Consider the following 21,267-nt stretch of genomic DNA (forward strand, 5'->3'; position numbering starts at 1 on the left):
TCACAATTTTGAAATCATCTTGAACACATTTCTTGTGAATTCAAGAAGAATTGTAATCATAAAGTTACCTGCCAGAATTAAGGTAATTAAAATAGCAACCAATTTTGGTACAAAGCTCAAAGTCTGCTCTTGAATTTGAGTAGTAGCTTGAAAGATACTAATTATTAATCCTACCAACATACCGATTCCTACTGCTGGACCTGAAATTAAAATAATCCTAATAAAAGCATCTCTAATAACCTGTAAAACCACTTCGATTGTCATAAAATCTACCTAACTCCCTAATAAAAACTCTTGATTAATGACTCCACCAGTAAATACCAACCGTCAACAAGTACAAATAACAGTATTTTGAATGGCAATGAAATCATGACTGGTGATAGCATTACCATCCCCATTGACATCAGAATACTAGAAACCACCATATCAATGATTAAGAACGGGATAAATAGCAAAAATCCTATGCTGAAAGCTGTTCGCAACTCACTAATAATAAATGCTGGTGTAATTATAGTTAGTGGTATTTTCTTATATTTCTTAATATTGACTTTCTCCTTAGAAACATCAATAAAGAGCTGCATATCCTTTTTCCTTGTCTGACCGTACATAAATTCCTTTATTCTATTTTCTGATCGGTCAAATACTTGCTGTTGCGTTATTTGATTTTGATTATATGGTTTAATTGCATCCTGATATATATCCATATAAACTGGTCGCATCGTAAAAAATGTTAGAAATAACGCTAACCCCAGTAAAACCTGATTAGGTGGATTTTGCTGTGTTCCAAGTGCACTTCTTGCAAATGAAAGCACCATTATAATTCTTGTAAAAGATGTCATCATCACTAATAGTATTGGGGCAACCGATAACAACGTCAGTAAGATAAAAGTATTAATCGTAGTTGTAGAACTAGAATTATTATTCAATAAATTATTAACAGTTGATGTAATATCATTAGTATTAATAGCCAAAACAGTAGTTGGCGATAGAAATAGTTTCCAAAAACAGATATTAATTACGACTATCCCCATGGCAATTTTCTTTTTCATTATCTTTTCCTCTTACTAAACTCTTGAATCTTATCATTCATATCTTGCATAATTTTTCCGAAATCTTTATTTTTCCCACTTCCTTCATGGTTTCCTAAAGAATTTAATAGCTGTGCCACCTCATATTCATCCAATTCTTTCAAGATTTCATTACGGCTTTCTGAAAAACTCATAACATAGTAAGTATCAATAATCTGTACTATCCCTATTGAAGAAGTCTTACTCACTAATATTTTTTGAATGACTCTAAAATTCTTCTTGCTCTGATTTGTATATTTACCCATATATTTCAAGCAAATATTAATCATGAAAATAATTATTATTAAAAAGATAATTGTCCTTAAAATCGTAATATACATATCCATTTTCCCATTCCTATTGAATAACTAAATCTGTTATAAATACATTTTCTATAATTTTTGCCCCATACGCCTTATTGATAGTATCGCGCAATTGATTTTTTAGTCCTGTTAAACTATCCGAAGAGCCCAGTATGTTACTTGCATTTTTTTGCCTAATAACGTTAATAACGCTATCTCTAACAACTGCGACATTTTTTTTGATTTTTGCTTTTTGTTCAGAATTGGCTACCAAAAATGATAAGGTAATCTGTGCATACTGCGTACTATTCGAACCATCTTCACTAGTTAAATTAATTACAAATTTTTTAACAGGTACAATTTCCTGTTTCCCCGAAACAATTGTTTTTGAATGATGCTTAACTGTTGTTTTCTTTGAACTCAACGCATCCAATATCTTAGGTGTGACAATCGTAGCAACTACTCCACCACTTGTTGCCACTATGAGCAAAATCAACACCCACAAAATAAGTTTTTTCCCTTTTTTCTCACTTTTTTCTTTTGCCATGAATAATTATCTACCTCTCCTTATTAATGGAGTTTAAGTTCTGTGAATTCGTGAGAATTTCTCTCCGATATTCGATTATTTTTTTCTTTATTTCAATTGCTCTATTCTTTACAATTATATTTCTATCATCTATAAGAGTGATTGTTGTATCTGGAGTCTCTTCAATTTTGAAAATCAGATCTGCATTCAACAAAAAAAATTTCCCATTTAGACCAACTAATTCAATCAACTTTTGTTCTCCTTAATATTAATCAAACAGTCAATATTATGATTGCTTCAAATTAATCAGTGTTTGTAACATTTCATCTGATGTGGTAATCGTTTTTGCATTTGCTTGATATGCCCTATTTGCAACAATCATCTCCGTAAACTCACTGGACAAATCAACATTAGACATTTCCAATTCCCCTGATATTAAAGTTCCTGTACCTGTATCACCAGGATTTGATATAATAGCGGCACCAGAGTTTGACGAAACTGCAAAGTTATTGCCACCTACATTTTCAAGTCCTGTACTATTATTAAAGGTTGCCATGGAGACTTGACCTAACACAAAACTCTGGCTGCCGTATTTACCAACAATAAGACCACTTTGGTCAACAGAGACAGAATCGTAATTAAGTGTCTGACCATTGACTGTAATAGTACTTGGAATTGTTAATGCAGATAAGCTTCCAGAAGCTGCGAGTGCATTATCTACATTAGTTCCATCCGTATATTCTGTTAATGGTGTCGTTGCTGCTCGTCCCATGACTTTAAATCCATCACTCGTCGTCAAATTTCCTTGATTGTCTCTGGAAAAAGCCCCATCTCTCGTGTACAGATCTTCACCATTTTCATTTTGCACAACGAAGTACCCACCCCCATTTATATAAAAGTCAAGTGCCCGTCCCGTCGATTGGGGTGATCCTGCTGAAGTATCCTTATCTATCGAACCAGATTGAACTCCAAGTCCGACCTGTTTCGCATTTGTTCCACCTAAATTATTTGATGCAGCTGATGCAGTAGACGTATTTTGACTCATTAAATCTTCAAAAATAACACGACTTGATTTGAATCCCATTGTATTTACATTAGCAATATTATCTGCGATTACGTCCATCTTTGTTTGAAAACCTTTCATACCACTGACACCAGAATAAAGTGATTTTAACATTTAAAATTCCTCCTATAAGTAACTCTCCTCAATCAGTCAGAGAGCTTCATTCGGCTTCCTGATAAGGTCCAGCCTATTATTTTACAAATTTTGTACTATCTATATTTGTAACTGTGTTTATCTCATTAACATTCATTGCAGTAATAATTGTTCTATTTTGGACATTTGCTATTAATCCCATATCTTTATATAACAGTAATGAATCCTTGCTACCTTTTTCATCTAGTTCATTCATAGCTTGCCCAATATGTGAAAGATCACTGTTTTGCAGGTCCAAATTACGTGCACTCAATCTTTGCCGTGCATGCTTTGAGATTTTCACTTGGTCTTGCTTATCTGCAAGTATTTTTGAAAAAGCTGCGTTATTTTCACTAGAATTATTTACATAAGTATTGCTGTTTATACCATTAGAGCCCTTATTAATTCCATTAATTTGTTGTATCATTATCCACTTCCGTTAATGCACCCATCTCGTATTCATTTCCATTTACGACAAGTGTTGCATATCCATTTGAAAACTTAACCTTATCCACTTTTCCGCTCACCGTTGTGCCGCCATCTATCAATTGAACATTCTTTCCTAATAATGAAAAAGCTTCGTTTTGTTGCATCCCCATAACAGTCGTAGTCAAATTTTTCCCAATACTATTTAACTGATCTAATGAAGCAAACTGTGCCATTTGTGAGACATAATCTGTGCCACTGCTACTACCACTTGAAGAGTCACTGTCCATTGAAGGATTTTGCATTGCAGCAGACATAATCTTCAAGAAGTCGTTCATTGATAGGCTGCTTGTGCTTGTTGAGCCGTTATATTCCGTAGATATTCCAACTGATGGAATAGCCTGTGTGTAGTCATAACTCATAATATTTTCTCCCTTACACTAAAATGCTGATTATATTTTTTTCATTCTGTTGCTGACTTTCTTGTTTTTTGATACTTACTTCATCTTGATTGATTTTGTTATTACGATACTGATTAGTAAATTTTGTCTTAGGTGTATTTTGATTTTGCTGTCCAAATTGATGTTGTCCAAATGAAAACTGTGTTCCTTCCGTACCATTTATAGCCGTATGATAAGTTGCAACCTTATCATCAGTTACCATCCTATCCGTTGTCAGCTGATTATTTAGTACTTGTTCTAATTGATTTGATATACCACTAATAAGTTCCTTAGCATGACTTGATGATAATTTAAAACTAAGACTTGCTTCACTTGATGTCGACTGCAAAGAAATTTCAATCTTTCCAAGCTTTTCTGGTTCCAAATGAACTGTAACTTGTTTAGTTTCTCCACTTAGCAACGTTTTAACAATAGTTGTAGCCGTTGAACTCGGTATGGTTGGTGTAAGATCACTAATTTTTACTTTAAAATCGCTTTGTTCACCCACTGAAATCTTATTTTCTATTATTGGGACTATATTTTCTTTCATAGTTAGTTCAGAATCGTTAACTCTCTTCATTAAATCAATTTTGTTTTTTTCTACTAAGTTAATGCCTTCACCTGTATTTGCAGGCATTAACTTTTCTTGTACATTACTTGATTTAATTAATTCTGAAGTATTTGTTGGAATACTATCTAAATTCCGTAAATTGGCATTCCCTATTTCACTTTGAAAAGAGGATTGTTCATTGTTAACTGCTTGCAAATTTGTTTCAGCCAACCTATTTGTTTCCAATTTGTTCTTTATAGATAGTTTAGGGTTAAGCTTCAATGAATCGTTATTCTTCTTAACAAGTTTATTAATATTGTTATTAGTTTCTAAAGCAGTCGGTAAAGCTGTCAATTGTGAATCTGGTAACTCTGAACTGTTCTCATTTTCACTTATAGTTACTCCATCTAAACTTTTCTTCTCACTACCACTTAGAAATTCAGAAGTCTTTACTTGCCTAAGTTGCAAAAAAGATAAGGTTAAATCTGATAAAGTTAGATTTTTCTCCTGCTTTAAATTCGCTTTTGCTTTTTCTTGTTCCACAGAACCTAAAGTTATGAAATTCTTTTTTGCCCGTTCTTCACCATCATCAATTTGCGTATTTATACTTGAACTTTCATCAACAGATTGTTCTTTATTATCTGATAAGTGTTCATTATCAGAATTTGCATTACTAAAAATATTCATCGTTGATTCACAGCTCAACTTTTGTTGTAATAAGTTAATAAACTGTGTTGAGTCTTCTGCCCCATCACTACTAGTATTATCTATATTTTCCAAATCCAGTGTGGCTCTTGAAGTTGTTTGATGACTAGCAATTAGATTATTATCCATAAACTTCACCTTCTTTCAAAGCTTTAAGATTTGCAAACTCATCTAATTGCTTTTGTTCTATTTGTGCCAATCTTATTTCAAATTCATCTTGTTGTTTTACCTTAAGTTTTTCTAATACCTTACGCTCTTGTTGTGCTTCAACTAAACGTTTTAATATCTCAGTCAACTTTTGCTGTAATTCCAACACCTCTAATTGCAAATTACTTACTTTTAGATTTATTTCATCTAAATAATTCCTTTGAATCTGCATTCTTCCGACTGTTAATTCAGTTGCATACATCAGATTATTTTTTTCTGATAATAATTCATCAATCTTTTTTTTCTTTAAAGATAACTCAAAGCCTAATTCCATGTACTCTTGCTTTATGCTATCTTCATTTTCTTTTCTAAAATCTAGCAATCTCTCTAATGTAAAATTAAATTTCCCCATTTTTTTGACTCTCTATAAATTATACTGATCAAACAAATAATGTAATTTTGCTTTTGTTTCGTCAAAAGTTTCATATTCATCAACAGATTGACATAAAAAATCTTCAATTGGATGATGCAAGGAAACTGCATAATCAATAACTGGATTAGCCCCATTCTTATAAGCTCCAATATCAATTAAATCTTTTGCATCTGCATACACTGTTATATTCTCACGTAACTCTTTCGCATTATTTTCATGTTCTTTTGTAATTAACGATTTCATCAATCTGCTTAAACTATCTTGAATTGAAATTGCTGGATAGTGATTCTTACTTGCAATTTTTCTAGACAAAACAATATGTCCATCTAATATTCCACGAACAGAATCCGCAATTGGTTCATTCATATCATCGCCTTCAACAAGAACTGTATAAAACGCCGTAATTGAACCACTTTCAGACATACCAGTTCTTTCTAGAAGCTTGGGAAGAGTTGCAAAAACTGAAGGTGTATAACCTTTTGTAGTTGGTGGTTCCCCTATTGACAATCCAATTTCTCTTTGTGCCATTGCAAAACGGGTAACTGAGTCCATCATCAATACCACTTTTTTACCCTGATCTCTAAAGTACTCTGCAATTGCAGTTGCCACGTATGCACCTTTTAGTCTAACTAACGGCGGCATATCTGATGTTGCACAAACAACAACTGATTTCGCATATCCTTTGCTTCCTAAATCCTTTTCGATAAATTCCTTAACTTCTCGCCCACGTTCGCCAATAAGTCCGATGACAATTACATCTGCCTGACAGTATTTTGCAATCATTCCTAATAGGGTACTCTTGCCGACTCCACTCCCGGCAAATACTCCCATTCGTTGTCCTTCACCTATAGTTAGTATTCCATCAATTGCTCTTACTCCTGTGCTTAAAACTGTATCAATCTTCCTACGTTTAAAAGGGGCCGGAGATTCTCTCATAACCGGATATTCAAAAAGTGGCTTATCATCACTTACTGTATCCCCCATAACTCTTCCTAACCCATCCAAGGTATGCCCAAGTAAGCTCTCACCGACTTTAATTGTCAGACTTTTACCTGTTGCTCTTACTAGTGACCCTGGTCCAATTCCACTAAGTTCGTCTAAGGGCATAAGTAATACCGTCTTTTTTATAAAACCAACAACCTCCGACAATGTAACTTTGTCATTGCTTTTATTTTTGATTTCACAAATTTCTCCTATAAAAACATCGATTCCTGTGACACGAATAGTTAACCCAACCACTTCACTTACCTTGCCAAAGCTCGAAAAAAAGTCATTCTTTTTTGCTTTATCCAAGTACCGTTCAAAAGACATTTCAAAGCTCATTATTAAGTTCCTCAACACTAGTCACATATTTTTCTAATTCACTCTTTAAAGCAAATGTTTCTAATGAATCACTAGACTCAATATTAATCTCATATAATCCCATTTTTGAATCATCAATGATGGTATACCTAAGTCTGCTATCTTCACTTCTTTTTTTTTCCATTTTTTTTACAATTAAATCATGATAACGTTCGTTAGCATAAATTATGAAAACTTGATCTGGTTTTTCTAACTTGAAAAAAATTGGTTCTATTAATGCTAAAAGCTCACTGGCATCTTCATCCACTCTATGTCTTAGAATTATTTCAGCCATTTCAATTGCAAATCTAAAAATTTCATCTCGCTTATCATTTTCGTAACTTTTAATATCTGCTGCCACATTTTGATAAGTTCTTTGTGCTTGATCTATTAACCCATTCGCTATTTTTTGACCCTCATTTTTCCCATCTTGATAACCTTTTTCAAATCCTTCTTTTTTCCCAACAGAATAAGCAGTGTCTCTAATTTTGTTAGCTTCTATTTTTGCACTTTCAATAATCGTTTTTTTTAAACTTTCCAGTCTTTCAAGTTGTTGGTTCCCATTTTGTCCTAAGTTTGACGCTAGCTTGATATTTTCTCGTGGTTCAGGCATTTTTGTAACGACTTTTTTTATTTCCTCAGCACTTAAAATCGCATTACTTTTAACAAGATTCTTACTCGATAACTGCATCTTGCTCGCCTCTTTCTATATAAATCTCGCCAGTTTCATCTAACTTACGAATAACTCCCACAATTTTTTGTTGTGCCTCTTCAATAGCAGATAGTCGTGTTGGTCCCATAAATTCGATTTCTTCCTTCAAGTTTTCAACTGCACGACTAGAAAGATTTCCGAAAATAAAGTCTCTGATTGAATTTGCTGCACCCTTGAGTGCCAAAGATAAGTCAGTATTTTCAACATCGCGTAGTACTTTTTGAACATCTTTGCTATCCAAGCTGACAATATCATCGAATGTGAAAAGACTGGCTTTAACTTTCTGTGAAAGTTCAGGCTGCCTTTTCTCCAAATCAGAAAGGATATTCTTTTCTGTTCCTCGGCTAACTGAATTAAGAATTTCAACCAATGAATGTACCCCACCTATGCTTTCAGTGTCATTCTCCACTGTTGTTGAAAATTTATTTTCCATTATATTTTCAATTTTTTTGATAATTCTAGGTGATACTCTACCTAATGTTCCTATTCTCTCTGCTACTTCAACCTGTAATTCATCAGAAAAATGCGCTAACATTTCCGCAGCTTTATCCGGTTGAATATAACACATTATCATTGCAATTATTTGCGGATTTTCTTCTTGTAACAGCCTAGTCAATTGTGCTGTATCAGCTTTTCTAGCAATTTCAAATGGTTTTTCTCTTAGTTGGATTTGATTCAGTAAATCAATTACTTCCTTTGCTCTTTGTGGTCCTAAAGCCTGTTTCAAGAGATCTCTTGCGTAGTCGATTCCTCCGTCAATAACATATTTTCTTGCATCAGCAGTCGCAATAAATTCCTTAAGTACATCAGACCGTTCTTCGGGACTAACAGCTTCAGTATTAGCAATTTCGTAGCTGACTTTCTGGATAAAACTATCAGGGAGTAATTTCATTATTTTAGCAGATGTCTCAGAACCAAGAGAAATCAGCAAAATCGCTGCTTTTTTAATACCATCTATTGAATCCATAATCACTTTACCCCTATTATTTTTCTTTCATCCATGCTTTTAACAACTCTGCAACGACTTCTGGATGTTCATCAGCAAATTTTCTTGCATTTTCATCTTCGGCTACCTTATTCTTCCTCTTCTCCAAATCTTTTTTTGGTTTAACCTCTTCTACCACCGAGTTAATAACATCACTATTTGTTTTTTGAGCTTCGTCTGTTTCTATAGTGCCATCATAATCATCATAATATTCATCATTTCTATTTTTTCTGATTCGCATGACAGTAAATACAATGGCGCCAATAACTACTAATATTCCAATTGCACCAATAATGTAAACCCAGATAAAATTATTTTTAATAGCTGTTTTCTTTGTCTTGGAAGTGGTTGATCTATTTCTCTTTGCAAAATCAATTCCTTGTACATTAATTGTGTCGCCACGGCCCTGATTATAGCCAACAGCCGTTTGAATAATACTTTGAATTCTTTGCCGATCAGTTTCTGAAAGATCATCGTCCACGATAACCGAAGCAGTCATTCTTTTGATTGCTCCTGGTGCACTAATTGTCTTAGTAACTTGTGTATCTAATTCATTATTTACTGTGCGACTATAAGAACCATCGCCCGAGCTACTTGAAGATGCAGTCGCGTTAGTAGCATTATTAGCAGACTCTCCGCTTGCAGCAGTATCATTTCCTGTAGATTCTTCTGATTCACTTCTAATGCTAGGATTACTATAAGTTGTTGATTTATTCTCAATCGAATCAAAATTTAGGCTTAAATCAATTGAGACTCGAACTTTATTTGCCCCATAGATAGGTGTCAGAAGTTTCTTTACTTTTGCTTCCATATTTGTTTCATAAGCTTTTTCTATGCGCATATACTTAGTGTTATACCCACTTGAAGAATTACCTCCACCTGAACCTGTTAAAAGATTTCCATTACTGTCAATAATTTTAACGTTATCCTGTGTAAGCCCCTCAATCGCTCCTGTTGTCAATGACCGAATCCCTTGAACTGCTTCGCTTGAAATTCCACCACTTTTAAGCGTTAACACAATTGATGCTTTTGCTTTTTTGGCATTACCACTGTCACTAAATACACTTTGGCTAGGCATTACTAACATTACCTTAGCTTTTTGAACTTCATTAAGTGAAGAGATAGCTCTTTCCAGCTCACCCGTTACTGCACGTTGATACATAACCTTACGATCTTCATCAGTTGTCATCACGCTTGTATTATCAAATAATTCAAAGCCAGTGGAACTATCTGGAAGCTTGTTATCTACCGCTAAGTCGATTCGAGTTTGATTCACCTTGTCTTGCGGTATCAAAATAGTTTTCCCATCGTCTCCCAACTTATAGGGAATATCCTCACTCTTCAAGGTTTCTGCAACGCTACCAGCATCCGCATCACTCAAATCCGTGAATAAAACCCCGTATTGTACTCTTGTAGTCAAATATGTAACAACACCTACAACAATCAATATGCTAATTAGTGAAGAAATCCATGCCACTTTCTTCACCCTACTCTGGTTTCGCCATAGTTCCCCATATCTTGCTAAAAATGATTTAACTCTCTCCCACACTTAGTTTTTCTCCTCTGCATACTGCTGTTTCTAAAATTAAAATTGCATATTTTTTATATCATTGTAAGCATCAATACATTTATTGCGAATCTGAACAGCCGTTTCCAAGGACAGTTGTGCTTCTGTCATTTTTATCATTACATCACCTAGATTACTGTTACTGCCAGAAATCATGCTAGCTGAACTTTGATCCATATTAGACATATTTTGGCTAACAGACGATAATGCTGTTGTTAAATAATTGCTAAATGATTTTCCACCTTTTGAATCATCATCTATCAGACTTGTTTGATCACTTAGTCCTGTCATCTTTCGTACAGTATCGCTGTAATTGTTTAAATTACTTATTCCGTTAATCCCCACTCTTTTTCTTCCCCTAACTCTTTGAAATCTCTAATGCCTTTTTTAAAATATCTTTGTTGGACTCCGCTGCAGATGTATCTGCCTCATAGGTTCTCATTGTTTGAATCATATTAACCATTTGATCTGATAAATTCACATTGGAAATATGTACATAGCCATTTGCATCTGCATCTGCATTTGTCGGATCATACTCTACCTTATCTGTATTATCCTGTGCTATTCCAGTAACTTTCACTCCATAGCTTAATTGCGATCCCGCACCAGTACCAATCTCACCTGCACTTTGTGCATTCTTTACGCTCTCGCTAAATTCTACAGTTTTACTCTTGTATGCCCCACCCTCTGCAGTATGCGTTGTATTTACGTTGGCAATATTGGTAGATATTGTATCTAGTTTCAGGCGTTCTAATGCCAATCCACTAGCGTTTATTTCTAGCCCATTAAATATGCTCATATACTTTCATCTCCTAAGTTAAAGCTAATTATTAAGTACATAATTAAGCATTTGGTAACGTCCATTCAGCTGAGACACTATAGAACTGTAGTAAAGTTCGTTAGTCGACTGATTCACCATCTCAACATCTAAATCAACATTGTTCCCATTTGCATCAACTGAAGTTGTGTTATCAGTTGTTACTCGTGCCTGATTTGTGGAACTTGATCCTATATGATTGCTCTTAGTTGTAACCATATTTAAGGCCGATGATAATTGATTCTCAAATTCAACTCGCTTCGCTTTATAGTTACTTGTATTTACATTTGCAATATTAGATGATATAGTTTCAGCTCTAAGTGCTGATGCATCTAATGAATTTTTTAACAAGTTTGAAATATCGATTGAATACCACTCCTAATTTTTATCGTTTTTTAATATTTTTTAACATTTATTATCAATTTAATAATAAAATTATACATTATTATGTCATCGGTTAGCAATACAATATTGTCATTTTTCCGCTCTCAATTATTGTTATAATGGCAATAACAGAAATATGTTTCCTGAATTTTCAAAAAAAAATGAATAATATAATGCATTTATATAACAAAAAAATTATGATAATGTTAGTTTAATAATTATGGGAATGATATCACAATTTCAAAAAATAACTTTAAGCGTCTTTCTTATTACACTTTTTACCCTTATTAAATTCTTGATAGTCTTAGCCGATATAATATAGTGAACTCGATTCTATATATAATCAGGAGGCACACTCTCAATGGATTTTTTTCTACTAATCGGTATTATACTTGGCTTCATCGCAATAACAGTAGGTATGGTTTTAAAGGGGGCCAGCATAGCTGTACTTCTGAATCCAGAAGCTATGATTGTTATTTTTGTAGGTATTATAGCCGCTGTTGTAAATAGTTACCCATCTAGCGAGTTAAAGAAGGTCCCAAAAATGTTGCTTATTTTAATCAAGGTGAAAAAATTTGATAATCAAAAACTCATCTCGAAAATAGTTGAATTATCCAACGTTGCGCGCCGAGATGGACTTCTTGCCTTGGAATCACAACGAGAAGGATTAGAAAACCCTTTTCTTGAACAAGGTTTGGAGATGGTTATAGATGGCTTAGGAGAAAAACAAATTCGAGAAATCATGGAAAATGAGATTGAAGGAATAGATGAGCGCCACAGAAAAAATGCAGGTATTTTCAAAACAGCTGGAACTACATCACCAACTCTGGGTGTTTTAGGCGCTGTAATTGGCTTAATTGGTGCTTTGGGTAATCTTAACAATGTAAGTGCTTTGGGCACTTCTATCTCATCCGCATTTGTTGCAACTTTATATGGTATTTTCTTTGGCTATGTAATTCTAATTCCTTTTAACTCAAGACTACTTGTTAAATCTGAAAAAGAAATTGAACACCTTACATTGATTCTTGAAGGAGTTATTGCAATCCAGTCTGGAGCTTCAGCAAATAGCATTGAAAAAAAATTATACAGCCTTACAAGTGAAAAAAAATTAGACATCAAAAAGGATTCAGCTAATGAAAAAAAGAAAGAAGCCTGAGGAGCATGTGGACGAAGGATGGCTTTTGCCTTACTCTGATATGCTGACACTATTATTAGCACTATTCATTGTGTTATTTGCAATGGCTAAAGTGGATAACACTAAATTTCAAAAATTCAAATCAGAATTTGGGACACTATTATCCACACACCAATCATCAAATTCTATTATAAGTATTGGTAAAAAAAATAAAGCGCAAGGCTCTACTTTAAGTTCTGCTTCCTCACTTGAGAGTTCTTCTTCAATTACTTCTCAATCAACAAATAATCAGTTGATGGTTATTAAACAACAATTGGCTACGAATCTTCAAAATTCCGGTCTAACAAATAGTGTCTCAGTTTACATAAAAAGTAATGACTTGCATATTGTCATAAATAGTAATATTTTATTCGATTCTGGTAGTGCAACCTTATCAGAAAGTACCCAAAGCTTATTAACTTCATTATTTAATCCTCTTAAGGCTGTTAGCACAAATCCGATTATTATTGCTGGATATACTGATAATCAACCTTTGAAATTAAATTCCATCTACAAATCAAACTGGGAACTCAGCTCCGCTCGTGCAATTTCGGTAATGAATTTTTTTGTAGATAATAAGGTTTTTAATGAAGATAACATTTCAATACAAGCTTATGGAGAAAACAAACCTAAAGATACAAATGCAACCGCAGCTGGCCGCTCAAATAACAGACGTGTAGAAATAATTGTTGAAAAAAATTCATCAAATTCTTAGGATTTATTCCGACTAAAAGTCAACGAATCCTAGGAACATTATAAATTTTATATGCTAGTGTGAAGCACCTTATAAATTAGGACTGGGTCAAAAAACAAATTTTGATCTAGTCTTTTTACATTTAATAAATATGTTGCATAAGTCAAAAATTTTCCCCGAAGCAGGCTAAAAAAAACGACTCATTATAGTAAAACCCCCAAGAGTGGATTTACGTCCAATCTTGGGGGGTCACTTTACATCCTTAAATAAGATAAAGTCGTTTTTACTATCTATATTGATCTGCTAATTCTTAGCTTTATTTGCCTAATTTTCTTCTTGATTAATCGTCTTAAATTTTCCTGTTCCACGTTCCAAGACTTCAGAAGCTTCTCTTAAGTCACCTATATTTCTTGTAAATTCAATCATTGTAGCTAAAACCTCCTCAGAGTTTGCCGAAACCTCTTCTGTTCCAGCTGCATTTTCCTCCGTTGATGATGCAACTCCTTCTAATTTTTCCAATACATCTTTTTGAACTTCTTTAATTTTCTTACTATATTCCTCAACTTCAGAGATTTTTTCTAATAATTTACTACTCTTCTTGAATACTTTCTGGGAAGAGTCAATTGCATCCCCAATTAATTTAGTTTGTCTTTGTCCGCCAGCAATTGAAGCAGCCGTTTGGCTCACCATATCAGAAGACTGCCTTGTAATCTCCCTAATTATATCTTCAATTTCCTTAGTTGATTTTTTCGTTTTTTCCGAAAGTTTGCGGATTTCTGTTGCTACTACAGCGAACCCCTTTCCTTTTTCACCAACACTCGCTGCCTCTATCGATGCGTTAAGTGCCAACAAATTAGTCTGATGCGAAACTCCATTGATAACACTAATAATCTTATTAATATTCTGAATATTTCCATCAAGACTTCCAACTGTCTGATTCAAATTTTCCATATTTGCTAACTCTGTATGCCAATTTTGTTCAACATCTTGCGAAAGTCTAATATTGTCCTTATTCAATTTTGCAGCCTCTTTGGACTCTTTAGTCATTTGTTCAACATTTCCATTCAATCCATCTGTAATCTGTGAAAGTTGTTGTAGTTTTGCAACACTACTCTCTGTTTCCTGAGCTTGAACTCCAATTACTTCTGCTATTCCTGTTATTGTTTGTACGACCTCTTCAGTTGCTTTGGTTGTTTGTTCGCCCAATTCCATCAATAAATTCGATTTTTCAGCAACTATTCTTGCCTCTTTCTTAACTTGACTAATCAGTTCACTGATAGAAATAATCATTTTGTTGTACAATGCCGTAACTCTTCCAATTTCATTACCCTTTTTGTTGGGTTTCAATATTTTATGAGCACACTTATTCATCAAACTTTGTTTACCTGTGGTTTTATCTTTTATTATCATAAATTCACCTTGACCAGCTTTAACAAAGTATTCACTGAACTGTTTAACCAATATTCCCATCATTTTACTTGCTAGCAATGAGAACAAAACGACAATAGCTAATGTAATGACAATGACCCAGATTGTATTTATTATTAAGGAATTCAGCTCTTTATCTAGGTCTGTTTTTCTAACTTTAGAAAAAACCCATGTAGAACTATCAAAAGTTGTTTTGTCAAAATAAACCGCATCAATTCGATTTGAACCCTTAATAAAAATCGTTCCCCGTAATTTTTTTGAGTTTTTTATTCTCTTATAAATTTCAGTTTTATCTATACTTTGACCAAGTTGTAACCCATCATTTTTGCCTACATCATTAGTTGCTACTACACGACCAGCTCTAGATATCAATGTTACATTCCCTGTTCTTCCAACTTTAATTCCCATCGCCGTATTTTGTATTCCTGTGTAGGAAGTATCTATTGCTAAAACTCCAGACTGTCCCTCATTATTGCGAATCGCAATTGAAGCTGTTGCAATATAATCACCCGCACTATCTTTATACGGAGAAGTCCAATAGATGCTACCACTATTTTTTATGCTGCCTTTATACCATGATGTATCTAAAACTTTCTTTGCATTCGCTGAATTTACAAAAAAAATCTTTTTAATATCACTGTTTCCACTCTTTACTGCCTTCAATTCAAGATTAATATCCTTATTATTGAATTTCGACTTAAAAATTGGTAGATACGCTAAATTCTTAATCTCTTGTTCAACACTTGCTTGAAGATTTTGCTTAGATGTTATTAAAACATTTGTTGCACTTTTCTTACTGATATTATTTCTGGAAATTAAAAGGTTCTTTGTTTGAACATAAGAACTCGTAGTAATTACAAGTGTGGGAATCATAACAGCAGCTGTCAAAAAAACCGCCATAATAGTTCCGATGCTCGTTTTATTCTTCATAAAAATCCTCCATTAACTTACTTAGTATGCTTAAAATTACCCATAGGATTTCTTATCGGTTTATTGCATAGTTTTTTAATCTTTCAACTAGTAATTATTCTTCTTATACTATTTTTAAGGATAAACAAATAAAAACCCCCTTAATGCTTTGATTAATAATCAAAGCGTTAAGAGAGTTTTATTTTCTATTACTATCCACTTTAACAATTATTTTGGCATACCAAAATGCCAAAATTAATTCACTATAATAATCATTACAGTTCTAAAAATGCATCTTCCAAAGGTGTTAGTTTTCTTCCTAATACATCTACCAAATCACTTTCGTTTTCTGTTAGTTCTCCATCTCTAATTAAGTTCTGAATCATTATAATAACATCTGCAGCACCACTCAACCCCGCTTTGTTCAATTCAACGCGATATTCATCATCGGATAGTGATTCTACTTTGAATTCCTTCTTAGAAACAGTTGAAATTATTTTAGCAAGATCTGCAAATGATAATGATTTTCCTGCAAACTCATATACCTCCTTAGGGGATTTAGTTGCCAAAACTTTAGCTGCTCCTTCAGCATATTCTTTTTCGAGTGCCCATCCAACACGGCCTTCACCTGCCGAATATTGAAATGCATGCCCTGCAAGTGAACCCTTAATCATGTCTGCTTGGTTTTCTAAATACCAATTATTTCTTAAAAAAGCATATTTCAAACCACTTTTAGATAATGCTTCTTCAGTAATTTTATGATCCCCTGCTAATGGACTCTTTGCCTCATTAGCATGTGGAAAACTTGTATACGCAACAAAATCTACCCCAACATTTTTGGCAGCTTCAACAACATTTAGATGCTGTTTATCACGCGGGTAACTTCCTCCTGGAACAGATGACACAAAAAGTAACCGCCCAATCCCAGTAAAAGCTTCCTCTAGTCCTTTTTCATCAGTATAATCAGCATGACGTATTTCAATTCCTGTCGGCAGAATCTCTTTGGCTTTCTTAGTATCACGAGCAAATGCCACAATATCAGCCTTATCCACTAATTCTATTAAATATTCAACTGCTTTTTTCCCAAATTTCCCAGTCGAAGCTGTAACCCCATATTTCATAAATAAATCCCCTCCATAATCTTCAACATTACATCTTGTTATCTATAAAGTAACATGAACTACATAAAAAGGCAATTACCTAGCTTAATCAATTTGAAAAAAGAGGCTGTCCCAAAAGTTAAATTTTGACACAACCTCACTAATTATTCCGAGTTATGTCACATTCTCGTTTTCCAAAGTTAACACACTCTATTTAATTTTGGCCATTTGAATCAATTACTTTTAACAGTTTCCCCTCATTATAGAAATGCAAAATAATAATCATTAACAAATATATAATAAGTGGTATCCAAACATAATTCATATTTATCATTTTTAATGTTTCTATATTTTGTTTCCCATTCGGAACATATCCCGCCAAATCAAACAATCCTGCGGTAATCAAACCACTTAGACCTAAACCTAAATTAACTCCAAGGATATTAGCCGAAGAAAGCACTCCTTCAGCTTGAATGCCCAAAGCTACCCCATATCGAATTGTATCAGCAATCATTATTGAGACTAGGCCAACAATTATCCCATTTCCCACGGAGTTAATTAAAATCCCGCCAAAAATAACAATCAGGTTAGTGAAATATACCCCACCTGCTAAAATAAACTGTCCAATTAATGCTGTAATCATGCCAAACATCATTACATTTTTCTTATCGTGTTTTACTGTTAATTTGATAATCATCATTACGCCAATCAAAGATGAAAAAGTAAAACTACTTGCCCATGGTACTAAATCAGCATTATTCCAGACATATTTAAAATAATAGATTGTTGTCTGATTCTTGATACCTGTTACCAACCAAAATAACAATATTACCACTGACAGCACTATCCATGGCGTGTTTTTTCTTAACATTCCTAATACCTTTGTAAATGGTTGATGTGCAATTTCTTTTACAGTAAATCGCTCTCGAATTTGAAAAAAAGTATTTAAAATCAAAATTAGTGAAATAATCCCAAATAATACGATTGTCCATAAAAACCCAATTTTTTCATTTCCATTTCCAAAAAGCGCAACTAACGGAATCGTAAATACAGAAACAATAATCTGTCCTGTACTTCCTCCAAGTTGACGAACAACACCTAACAATGTTATTTCACGTGAGTTTTGCGTCATTGTTGGCAATACAGAGGTTATTGGTGAGTTGACTGCTGTATAGAAGAAACCTAACCCTAGATAAGTAATGTATGCCCAAATCAACTTTCCATCTTGAGAAAAGTTAGGTGTTGCAAACGTTAAAATTGCAAAAACAACATATGGTACCGCATACCATAAAAAGAATGGTCTACTTTTACCAAAACGAGAATGAGTATTATCTATCATAATACCCACAACAATGCTTCCGACGACATCTGCTATTCGTGCAACAACAAATAATACTGCAACTGCCCCTGAATTCAATCCATAAACATCCGTATAAAAATAAAGAAGATACGTTGTCATTACTTGAAAAACAAGATTATCAGCTGCGTCACTTAGTCCATAGCTAATTCTTTCTGGCCACTTGGTTTGCCAATTATTCTTATCCACGTATGAGGTTCCCCCTCTTTATTCAATATTCTTTTGTTTTTCCTGATTATTTAATTCTTCGATTACCACATGGTTAACCCACATCCATGCCATATGACCTAATACTTCCGAGACATGTTCTTCCATTGGTTGATCTTTTGCTGCCGGAACTGTTCCCATCATAGGCATTAATCCCACATGTGTTGCAGCCCAAACACCAACACCAAACAAAGTTCCTTGCCCTGCTTTGATTAACGGTACATAATGGCCAGCAACGCTATATAACATTCCAAAAGTTGCAGAAAAACCAAAGTGAATAATAAAACTAGCCCATGGCATTTCATGTCCTGAATATTTATATGTTGCATGTGTAATTGACTTTGGAATTCCTAATTGTTGCATAAAGGTTTGAGGTGGATTTGTAGCATCTCTTTCAGGTGTCCTTGGAGGCAATAAATTTTCCCAACCTAATTTTACAAATCCTGAAACAATTCCAGCCACTCCACCAATTATAAGAGCATTCTTTAAATCAAAGTTTTTCTTTTCCATCTAAATAACTCTCCTTTCAAATCTTTAAATAAGTTTAGCCTATTTGATAACATTACGCTAACATTTCGTTTGTGTTTTAATATTCAAATACTTTTCTTACCTTTTTTTTCAATTCTGGTACTACCACCTCTTCAAACCACAAATTTTTCTTCAACCATCTTCGATTTAGAGGTGACGGATGAACGATTGGAAAATAATATGGTAAATACTTCTTATAGTTTCGCACAACATCTGTCAACTTTTGGGAATTTTTTAAATTCAAATATTCTTTTTGTGCATAACTTCCAACTAGAAGGGTCAATTCAATATTAGGCATTTTTTCGAGTAATAACGGATGCCATTTTTTGGCAAAATCATGTCTTGGTGGTAAATCACCATTTCTAGATTGCCCAGGATAATAAAAATCCATTGGCATGATTGCAATTTTATTTGAATTATAAAATTGCGTTTCGCTTAATCCCATCCATTCGCGGAGTTTAATTCCACTTAAATCGTTCCAGACTTTACCTGATTTTTGTGCCTTAATACCAGGTGCTTGCCCAATTATTAAAATTCGCGCTTCTTTTGAAACAACATAGAGTGGGTCAATTCCCAAATCTGTATACTTTTGATTCTGAATATCATTTTTAATTGCCTGGAAAATTTGTTGTTGATTCATATTCTTATGCTCACATTCTTTTAATTAAATTCAATTATTTTGTTTCTATGACGATTACTTTTAAATCCATATTATAAATCATAAAAGAGTATCATTATAAGAAAAAATTGTATACAATACTTATTAGACTTAATATTACAAAGGAGAAAAGTTAAGAAAATGAAAAAGATTATTATTGATTGCGATCCCGGGCATGATGATGCACTTGCACTAATCATGGCTGTTGCCTCCCCAAAACTAGAGCTTTTAGCAGTTACAACTTCAGCTGGTAATCAAACCCCTGACAAAACACTCAATAATGCAATGCGCATGTTAACTCTATTAAAAGAAAATAAGATCCCTGTTGCAGGAGGCAATCAAAAACCTTTGATGCAAGATTTAATAATTGCAGATAATGTACATGGTGAAACTGGGCTTGATGGTGCTGTCTTACCAACTCCTAATTTTTCCCCAGTAAATATTCCAGCTGTTCAATTAATTGCAGAAAAACTTGATGAGTCTAGTGAACCGGTTATTTTAGTCGTAACCGGTCCAATGACTAATATAGCCCTTTTCTTACAAATCTATCCCCATCTTGCAACAAAAATTGAGAAAATTGTATTCATGGGTGGATCCTCAACCACAGGGAATTACACACCTAGTTCAGAATTCAATATCGCAGTTGATCCAGAATCTGCAAAAATTGTTATAAATTCTGGGATTCCGCTTGTAATGGCTGGGTTAAACTTAACTCACCAAGCTCAAATCTATCAAGAAGAAATTGATAATATTCGAAAAATTGATAATAATGTTGCACAAAGTGTTGCACAGCAACTTGATTTTTATGGAATTTATTATGGACAAGACAAATGGGGATTCAAAGGAACTCCTCTACATGATCCTTGCACAATTGCATGGCTTTTACATCCTGAATATTTTGAAGGTTTTGATTACCATGTTGATGTTGAAGTTTCCGGGGAATTAACTCGTGGAGAAACTGTGGTTGATCTTTTTGATTTGCTTAATCTGCCAAAAAATGTTCATGTACTGACTAAAATTGATCGAAAAAAATTCATCGATTTACTTATTAAGTTAATTGCTAAATTCTAAAAAAGGAAGTGAAAATTTGTCACTAATTTATATTCGTCTTGCAACACAGCAAGATATTTTACAGATGATGGCTATTGTAAAAGATGCTCAACATTTACTCGCCTCACAAGATATTCCACAATGGCAAAATGGATATCCTAACGAAAAAGTATTATTAAATGATATCGAAAAAAAAATAAGCTATGTTTTGATAGTCAATCAAACAATTGCTGGTATAGCAACTCTTCTACAAGAACCTGATCCTAATTATCAACAAGTTGTTGAAGGTAATTGGACGAATTCAAAGGATCCACACTATGCAACTATTCATAGACTTGCGATTTCCTCTAAGTTTCACGGACAGCATTTAGCAGAAACTTTCATTAATCATCTAGTCTCTGTTTCAAATCTCTTAGGATTCAAACAGCTTAGAATTGATACCCATGATAAAAATAGTCGTATGAAATACTTAATTAATAAGATAGGTTTTAAGTATTCTGCAATTGTTTACATGCACAATAACCCTAATGACTTTCGCAACTCATATCAATTGTTTCTTGATTGA

At 33.7% G+C, this 21,267-nt stretch carries 26 protein-coding genes; 4 read left to right on the forward strand and 22 right to left on the reverse strand.

Annotated features, from left to right (window positions below; genetic code table 11):
* From fliQ to flgB, 17 genes are all read right to left on the reverse strand, one after another.
* Window positions 1–264, reverse strand: a complete 264-nt coding sequence (fliQ, locus tag FC80_RS02935) for a flagellar biosynthesis protein FliQ (protein WP_057828659.1) — start codon at window positions 262–264, stop codon at window positions 1–3.
* A gap of 17 nt (window positions 265–281) precedes the next feature.
* The gene (gene fliP / locus FC80_RS02940) at window positions 282–1,031 is read right to left on the reverse strand and encodes a flagellar type III secretion system pore protein FliP (protein WP_057828702.1); all 750 of its coding nucleotides are present in this window, start codon (window positions 1,029–1,031) and stop codon (window positions 282–284) included.
* A 17-nt stretch (window positions 1,032–1,048) separates the two neighbouring features.
* Entirely contained in the window at window positions 1,049–1,414 is a 366-nt protein-coding gene (locus FC80_RS02945) for a flagellar biosynthetic protein FliO (protein WP_057828660.1), read from the reverse strand.
* A gap of 10 nt (window positions 1,415–1,424) precedes the next feature.
* Window positions 1,425–1,916: a flagellar basal body-associated FliL family protein gene (locus FC80_RS02950; protein ID WP_057828661.1), complete on the reverse strand. Its 492-nt coding sequence runs from the start codon at window positions 1,914–1,916 to the stop codon at window positions 1,425–1,427.
* 10 nt (window positions 1,917–1,926) lie between these two features.
* A complete protein-coding gene (locus FC80_RS02955) occupies window positions 1,927–2,145 on the reverse strand; it encodes a flagellar FlbD family protein (RefSeq protein WP_057828662.1) in 219 nt (72 codons plus the stop codon).
* A gap of 36 nt (window positions 2,146–2,181) precedes the next feature.
* A complete protein-coding gene (locus tag FC80_RS02960; protein WP_057828663.1) occupies window positions 2,182–3,072 on the reverse strand; it encodes a flagellar hook-basal body complex protein in 891 nt (296 codons plus the stop codon).
* A gap of 76 nt (window positions 3,073–3,148) precedes the next feature.
* Window positions 3,149–3,517, reverse strand: a complete 369-nt coding sequence (locus FC80_RS02965) for a flagellar protein (protein ID WP_057828664.1) — start codon at window positions 3,515–3,517, stop codon at window positions 3,149–3,151.
* On the reverse strand, window positions 3,501–3,938 hold the full coding sequence (locus FC80_RS02970) for a flagellar hook capping FlgD N-terminal domain-containing protein (RefSeq protein WP_057828665.1): 438 nt from the start codon (window positions 3,936–3,938) through the stop codon (window positions 3,501–3,503). The genes FC80_RS02965 and FC80_RS02970 overlap by 17 nt, the downstream gene beginning before the upstream one ends.
* Before the next feature lie 13 nt (window positions 3,939–3,951).
* Window positions 3,952–5,340: a flagellar hook-length control protein FliK gene (locus tag FC80_RS02975; protein ID WP_057828666.1), complete on the reverse strand. Its 1,389-nt coding sequence runs from the start codon at window positions 5,338–5,340 to the stop codon at window positions 3,952–3,954.
* Complete coding sequence (gene fliJ / locus FC80_RS02980; protein WP_057828667.1) at window positions 5,333–5,770, reverse strand: flagellar export protein FliJ; 438 nt, start codon at window positions 5,768–5,770, stop codon at window positions 5,333–5,335. Before fliJ ends, FC80_RS02975 begins: the two co-directional genes overlap by 8 nt.
* A gap of 12 nt (window positions 5,771–5,782) precedes the next feature.
* The gene (gene fliI, locus FC80_RS02985) at window positions 5,783–7,114 is read right to left on the reverse strand and encodes a flagellar protein export ATPase FliI (RefSeq protein WP_057828668.1); all 1,332 of its coding nucleotides are present in this window, start codon (window positions 7,112–7,114) and stop codon (window positions 5,783–5,785) included.
* On the reverse strand, window positions 7,104–7,823 hold the full coding sequence (locus FC80_RS02990; protein WP_057828669.1) for a FliH/SctL family protein: 720 nt from the start codon (window positions 7,821–7,823) through the stop codon (window positions 7,104–7,106). The genes fliI and FC80_RS02990 overlap by 11 nt, the downstream gene beginning before the upstream one ends.
* Window positions 7,807–8,811, reverse strand: a complete 1,005-nt coding sequence (fliG, locus tag FC80_RS02995; protein ID WP_057828670.1) for a flagellar motor switch protein FliG — start codon at window positions 8,809–8,811, stop codon at window positions 7,807–7,809. Before fliG ends, FC80_RS02990 begins: the two co-directional genes overlap by 17 nt.
* Before the next feature lie 16 nt (window positions 8,812–8,827).
* Window positions 8,828–10,378 (reverse strand): flagellar basal-body MS-ring/collar protein FliF, encoded by a 1,551-nt coding sequence (gene fliF, locus FC80_RS03000; RefSeq protein WP_057828671.1) that lies wholly within the window; start codon window positions 10,376–10,378, stop codon window positions 8,828–8,830.
* A 36-nt stretch (window positions 10,379–10,414) separates the two neighbouring features.
* Window positions 10,415–10,687, reverse strand: coding sequence for a flagellar hook-basal body complex protein FliE (fliE, locus tag FC80_RS03005; RefSeq protein ID WP_057828703.1), 273 nt, complete (start codon window positions 10,685–10,687; stop codon window positions 10,415–10,417).
* Between the two features lie 67 nt (window positions 10,688–10,754).
* The gene (gene flgC, locus FC80_RS03010) at window positions 10,755–11,195 is read right to left on the reverse strand and encodes a flagellar basal body rod protein FlgC (RefSeq protein ID WP_057828672.1); all 441 of its coding nucleotides are present in this window, start codon (window positions 11,193–11,195) and stop codon (window positions 10,755–10,757) included.
* Between the two features lie 24 nt (window positions 11,196–11,219).
* Entirely contained in the window at window positions 11,220–11,579 is a 360-nt protein-coding gene (flgB, locus tag FC80_RS03015) for a flagellar basal body rod protein FlgB (protein ID WP_057828673.1), read from the reverse strand.
* A gap of 379 nt (window positions 11,580–11,958) precedes the next feature.
* Here flgB and FC80_RS03020 point away from each other — a divergent pair, with 379 nt between their 5' ends.
* Both FC80_RS03020 and FC80_RS03025 read left to right on the forward strand, forming a co-directional pair.
* Window positions 11,959–12,753, forward strand: a complete 795-nt coding sequence (locus tag FC80_RS03020) for a MotA/TolQ/ExbB proton channel family protein (protein WP_057828674.1) — start codon at window positions 11,959–11,961, stop codon at window positions 12,751–12,753.
* A complete protein-coding gene (locus tag FC80_RS03025) occupies window positions 12,731–13,486 on the forward strand; it encodes an OmpA/MotB family protein (RefSeq protein WP_057828675.1) in 756 nt (251 codons plus the stop codon). Before FC80_RS03020 ends, FC80_RS03025 begins: the two co-directional genes overlap by 23 nt.
* Before the next feature lie 303 nt (window positions 13,487–13,789).
* Here the strand turns inward: FC80_RS03025 and FC80_RS03030 are convergent, their stop codons facing one another.
* The 5 genes from FC80_RS03030 to FC80_RS03050 form a co-directional block, all read right to left on the reverse strand.
* A complete protein-coding gene (locus FC80_RS03030; protein ID WP_057828676.1) occupies window positions 13,790–15,823 on the reverse strand; it encodes a methyl-accepting chemotaxis protein in 2,034 nt (677 codons plus the stop codon).
* Between the two features lie 254 nt (window positions 15,824–16,077).
* Complete coding sequence (locus FC80_RS03035) at window positions 16,078–16,923, reverse strand: SDR family oxidoreductase (RefSeq protein ID WP_057828677.1); 846 nt, start codon at window positions 16,921–16,923, stop codon at window positions 16,078–16,080.
* 193 nt (window positions 16,924–17,116) lie between these two features.
* Window positions 17,117–18,448 (reverse strand): MFS transporter, encoded by a 1,332-nt coding sequence (locus FC80_RS03040; RefSeq protein ID WP_057828678.1) that lies wholly within the window; start codon window positions 18,446–18,448, stop codon window positions 17,117–17,119.
* Window positions 18,449–18,466: 18 nt separating this feature from the next.
* Entirely contained in the window at window positions 18,467–18,976 is a 510-nt protein-coding gene (locus FC80_RS03045; RefSeq protein WP_057828679.1) for a DUF1440 domain-containing protein, read from the reverse strand.
* A gap of 76 nt (window positions 18,977–19,052) precedes the next feature.
* Complete coding sequence (locus FC80_RS03050) at window positions 19,053–19,634, reverse strand: uracil-DNA glycosylase family protein (protein WP_057828680.1); 582 nt, start codon at window positions 19,632–19,634, stop codon at window positions 19,053–19,055.
* Between the two features lie 159 nt (window positions 19,635–19,793).
* On the opposite strand from FC80_RS03050, the gene rihA reads away from it, so the two are divergent.
* A complete protein-coding gene (rihA, locus tag FC80_RS03055; protein ID WP_057828681.1) occupies window positions 19,794–20,723 on the forward strand; it encodes a pyrimidine-specific ribonucleoside hydrolase RihA in 930 nt (309 codons plus the stop codon).
* A gap of 16 nt (window positions 20,724–20,739) precedes the next feature.
* Window positions 20,740–21,267 carry a GNAT family N-acetyltransferase gene (locus FC80_RS03060; RefSeq protein ID WP_057828682.1) on the forward strand — a complete coding sequence of 176 codons (528 nt, stop codon included), beginning with the start codon at window positions 20,740–20,742 and terminating at the stop codon, window positions 21,265–21,267.

Source organism: Liquorilactobacillus cacaonum DSM 21116, assembly GCF_001436735.1.
Taxonomy (GTDB): Bacteria; Bacillota; Bacilli; order Lactobacillales; family Lactobacillaceae; genus Liquorilactobacillus; species Liquorilactobacillus cacaonum.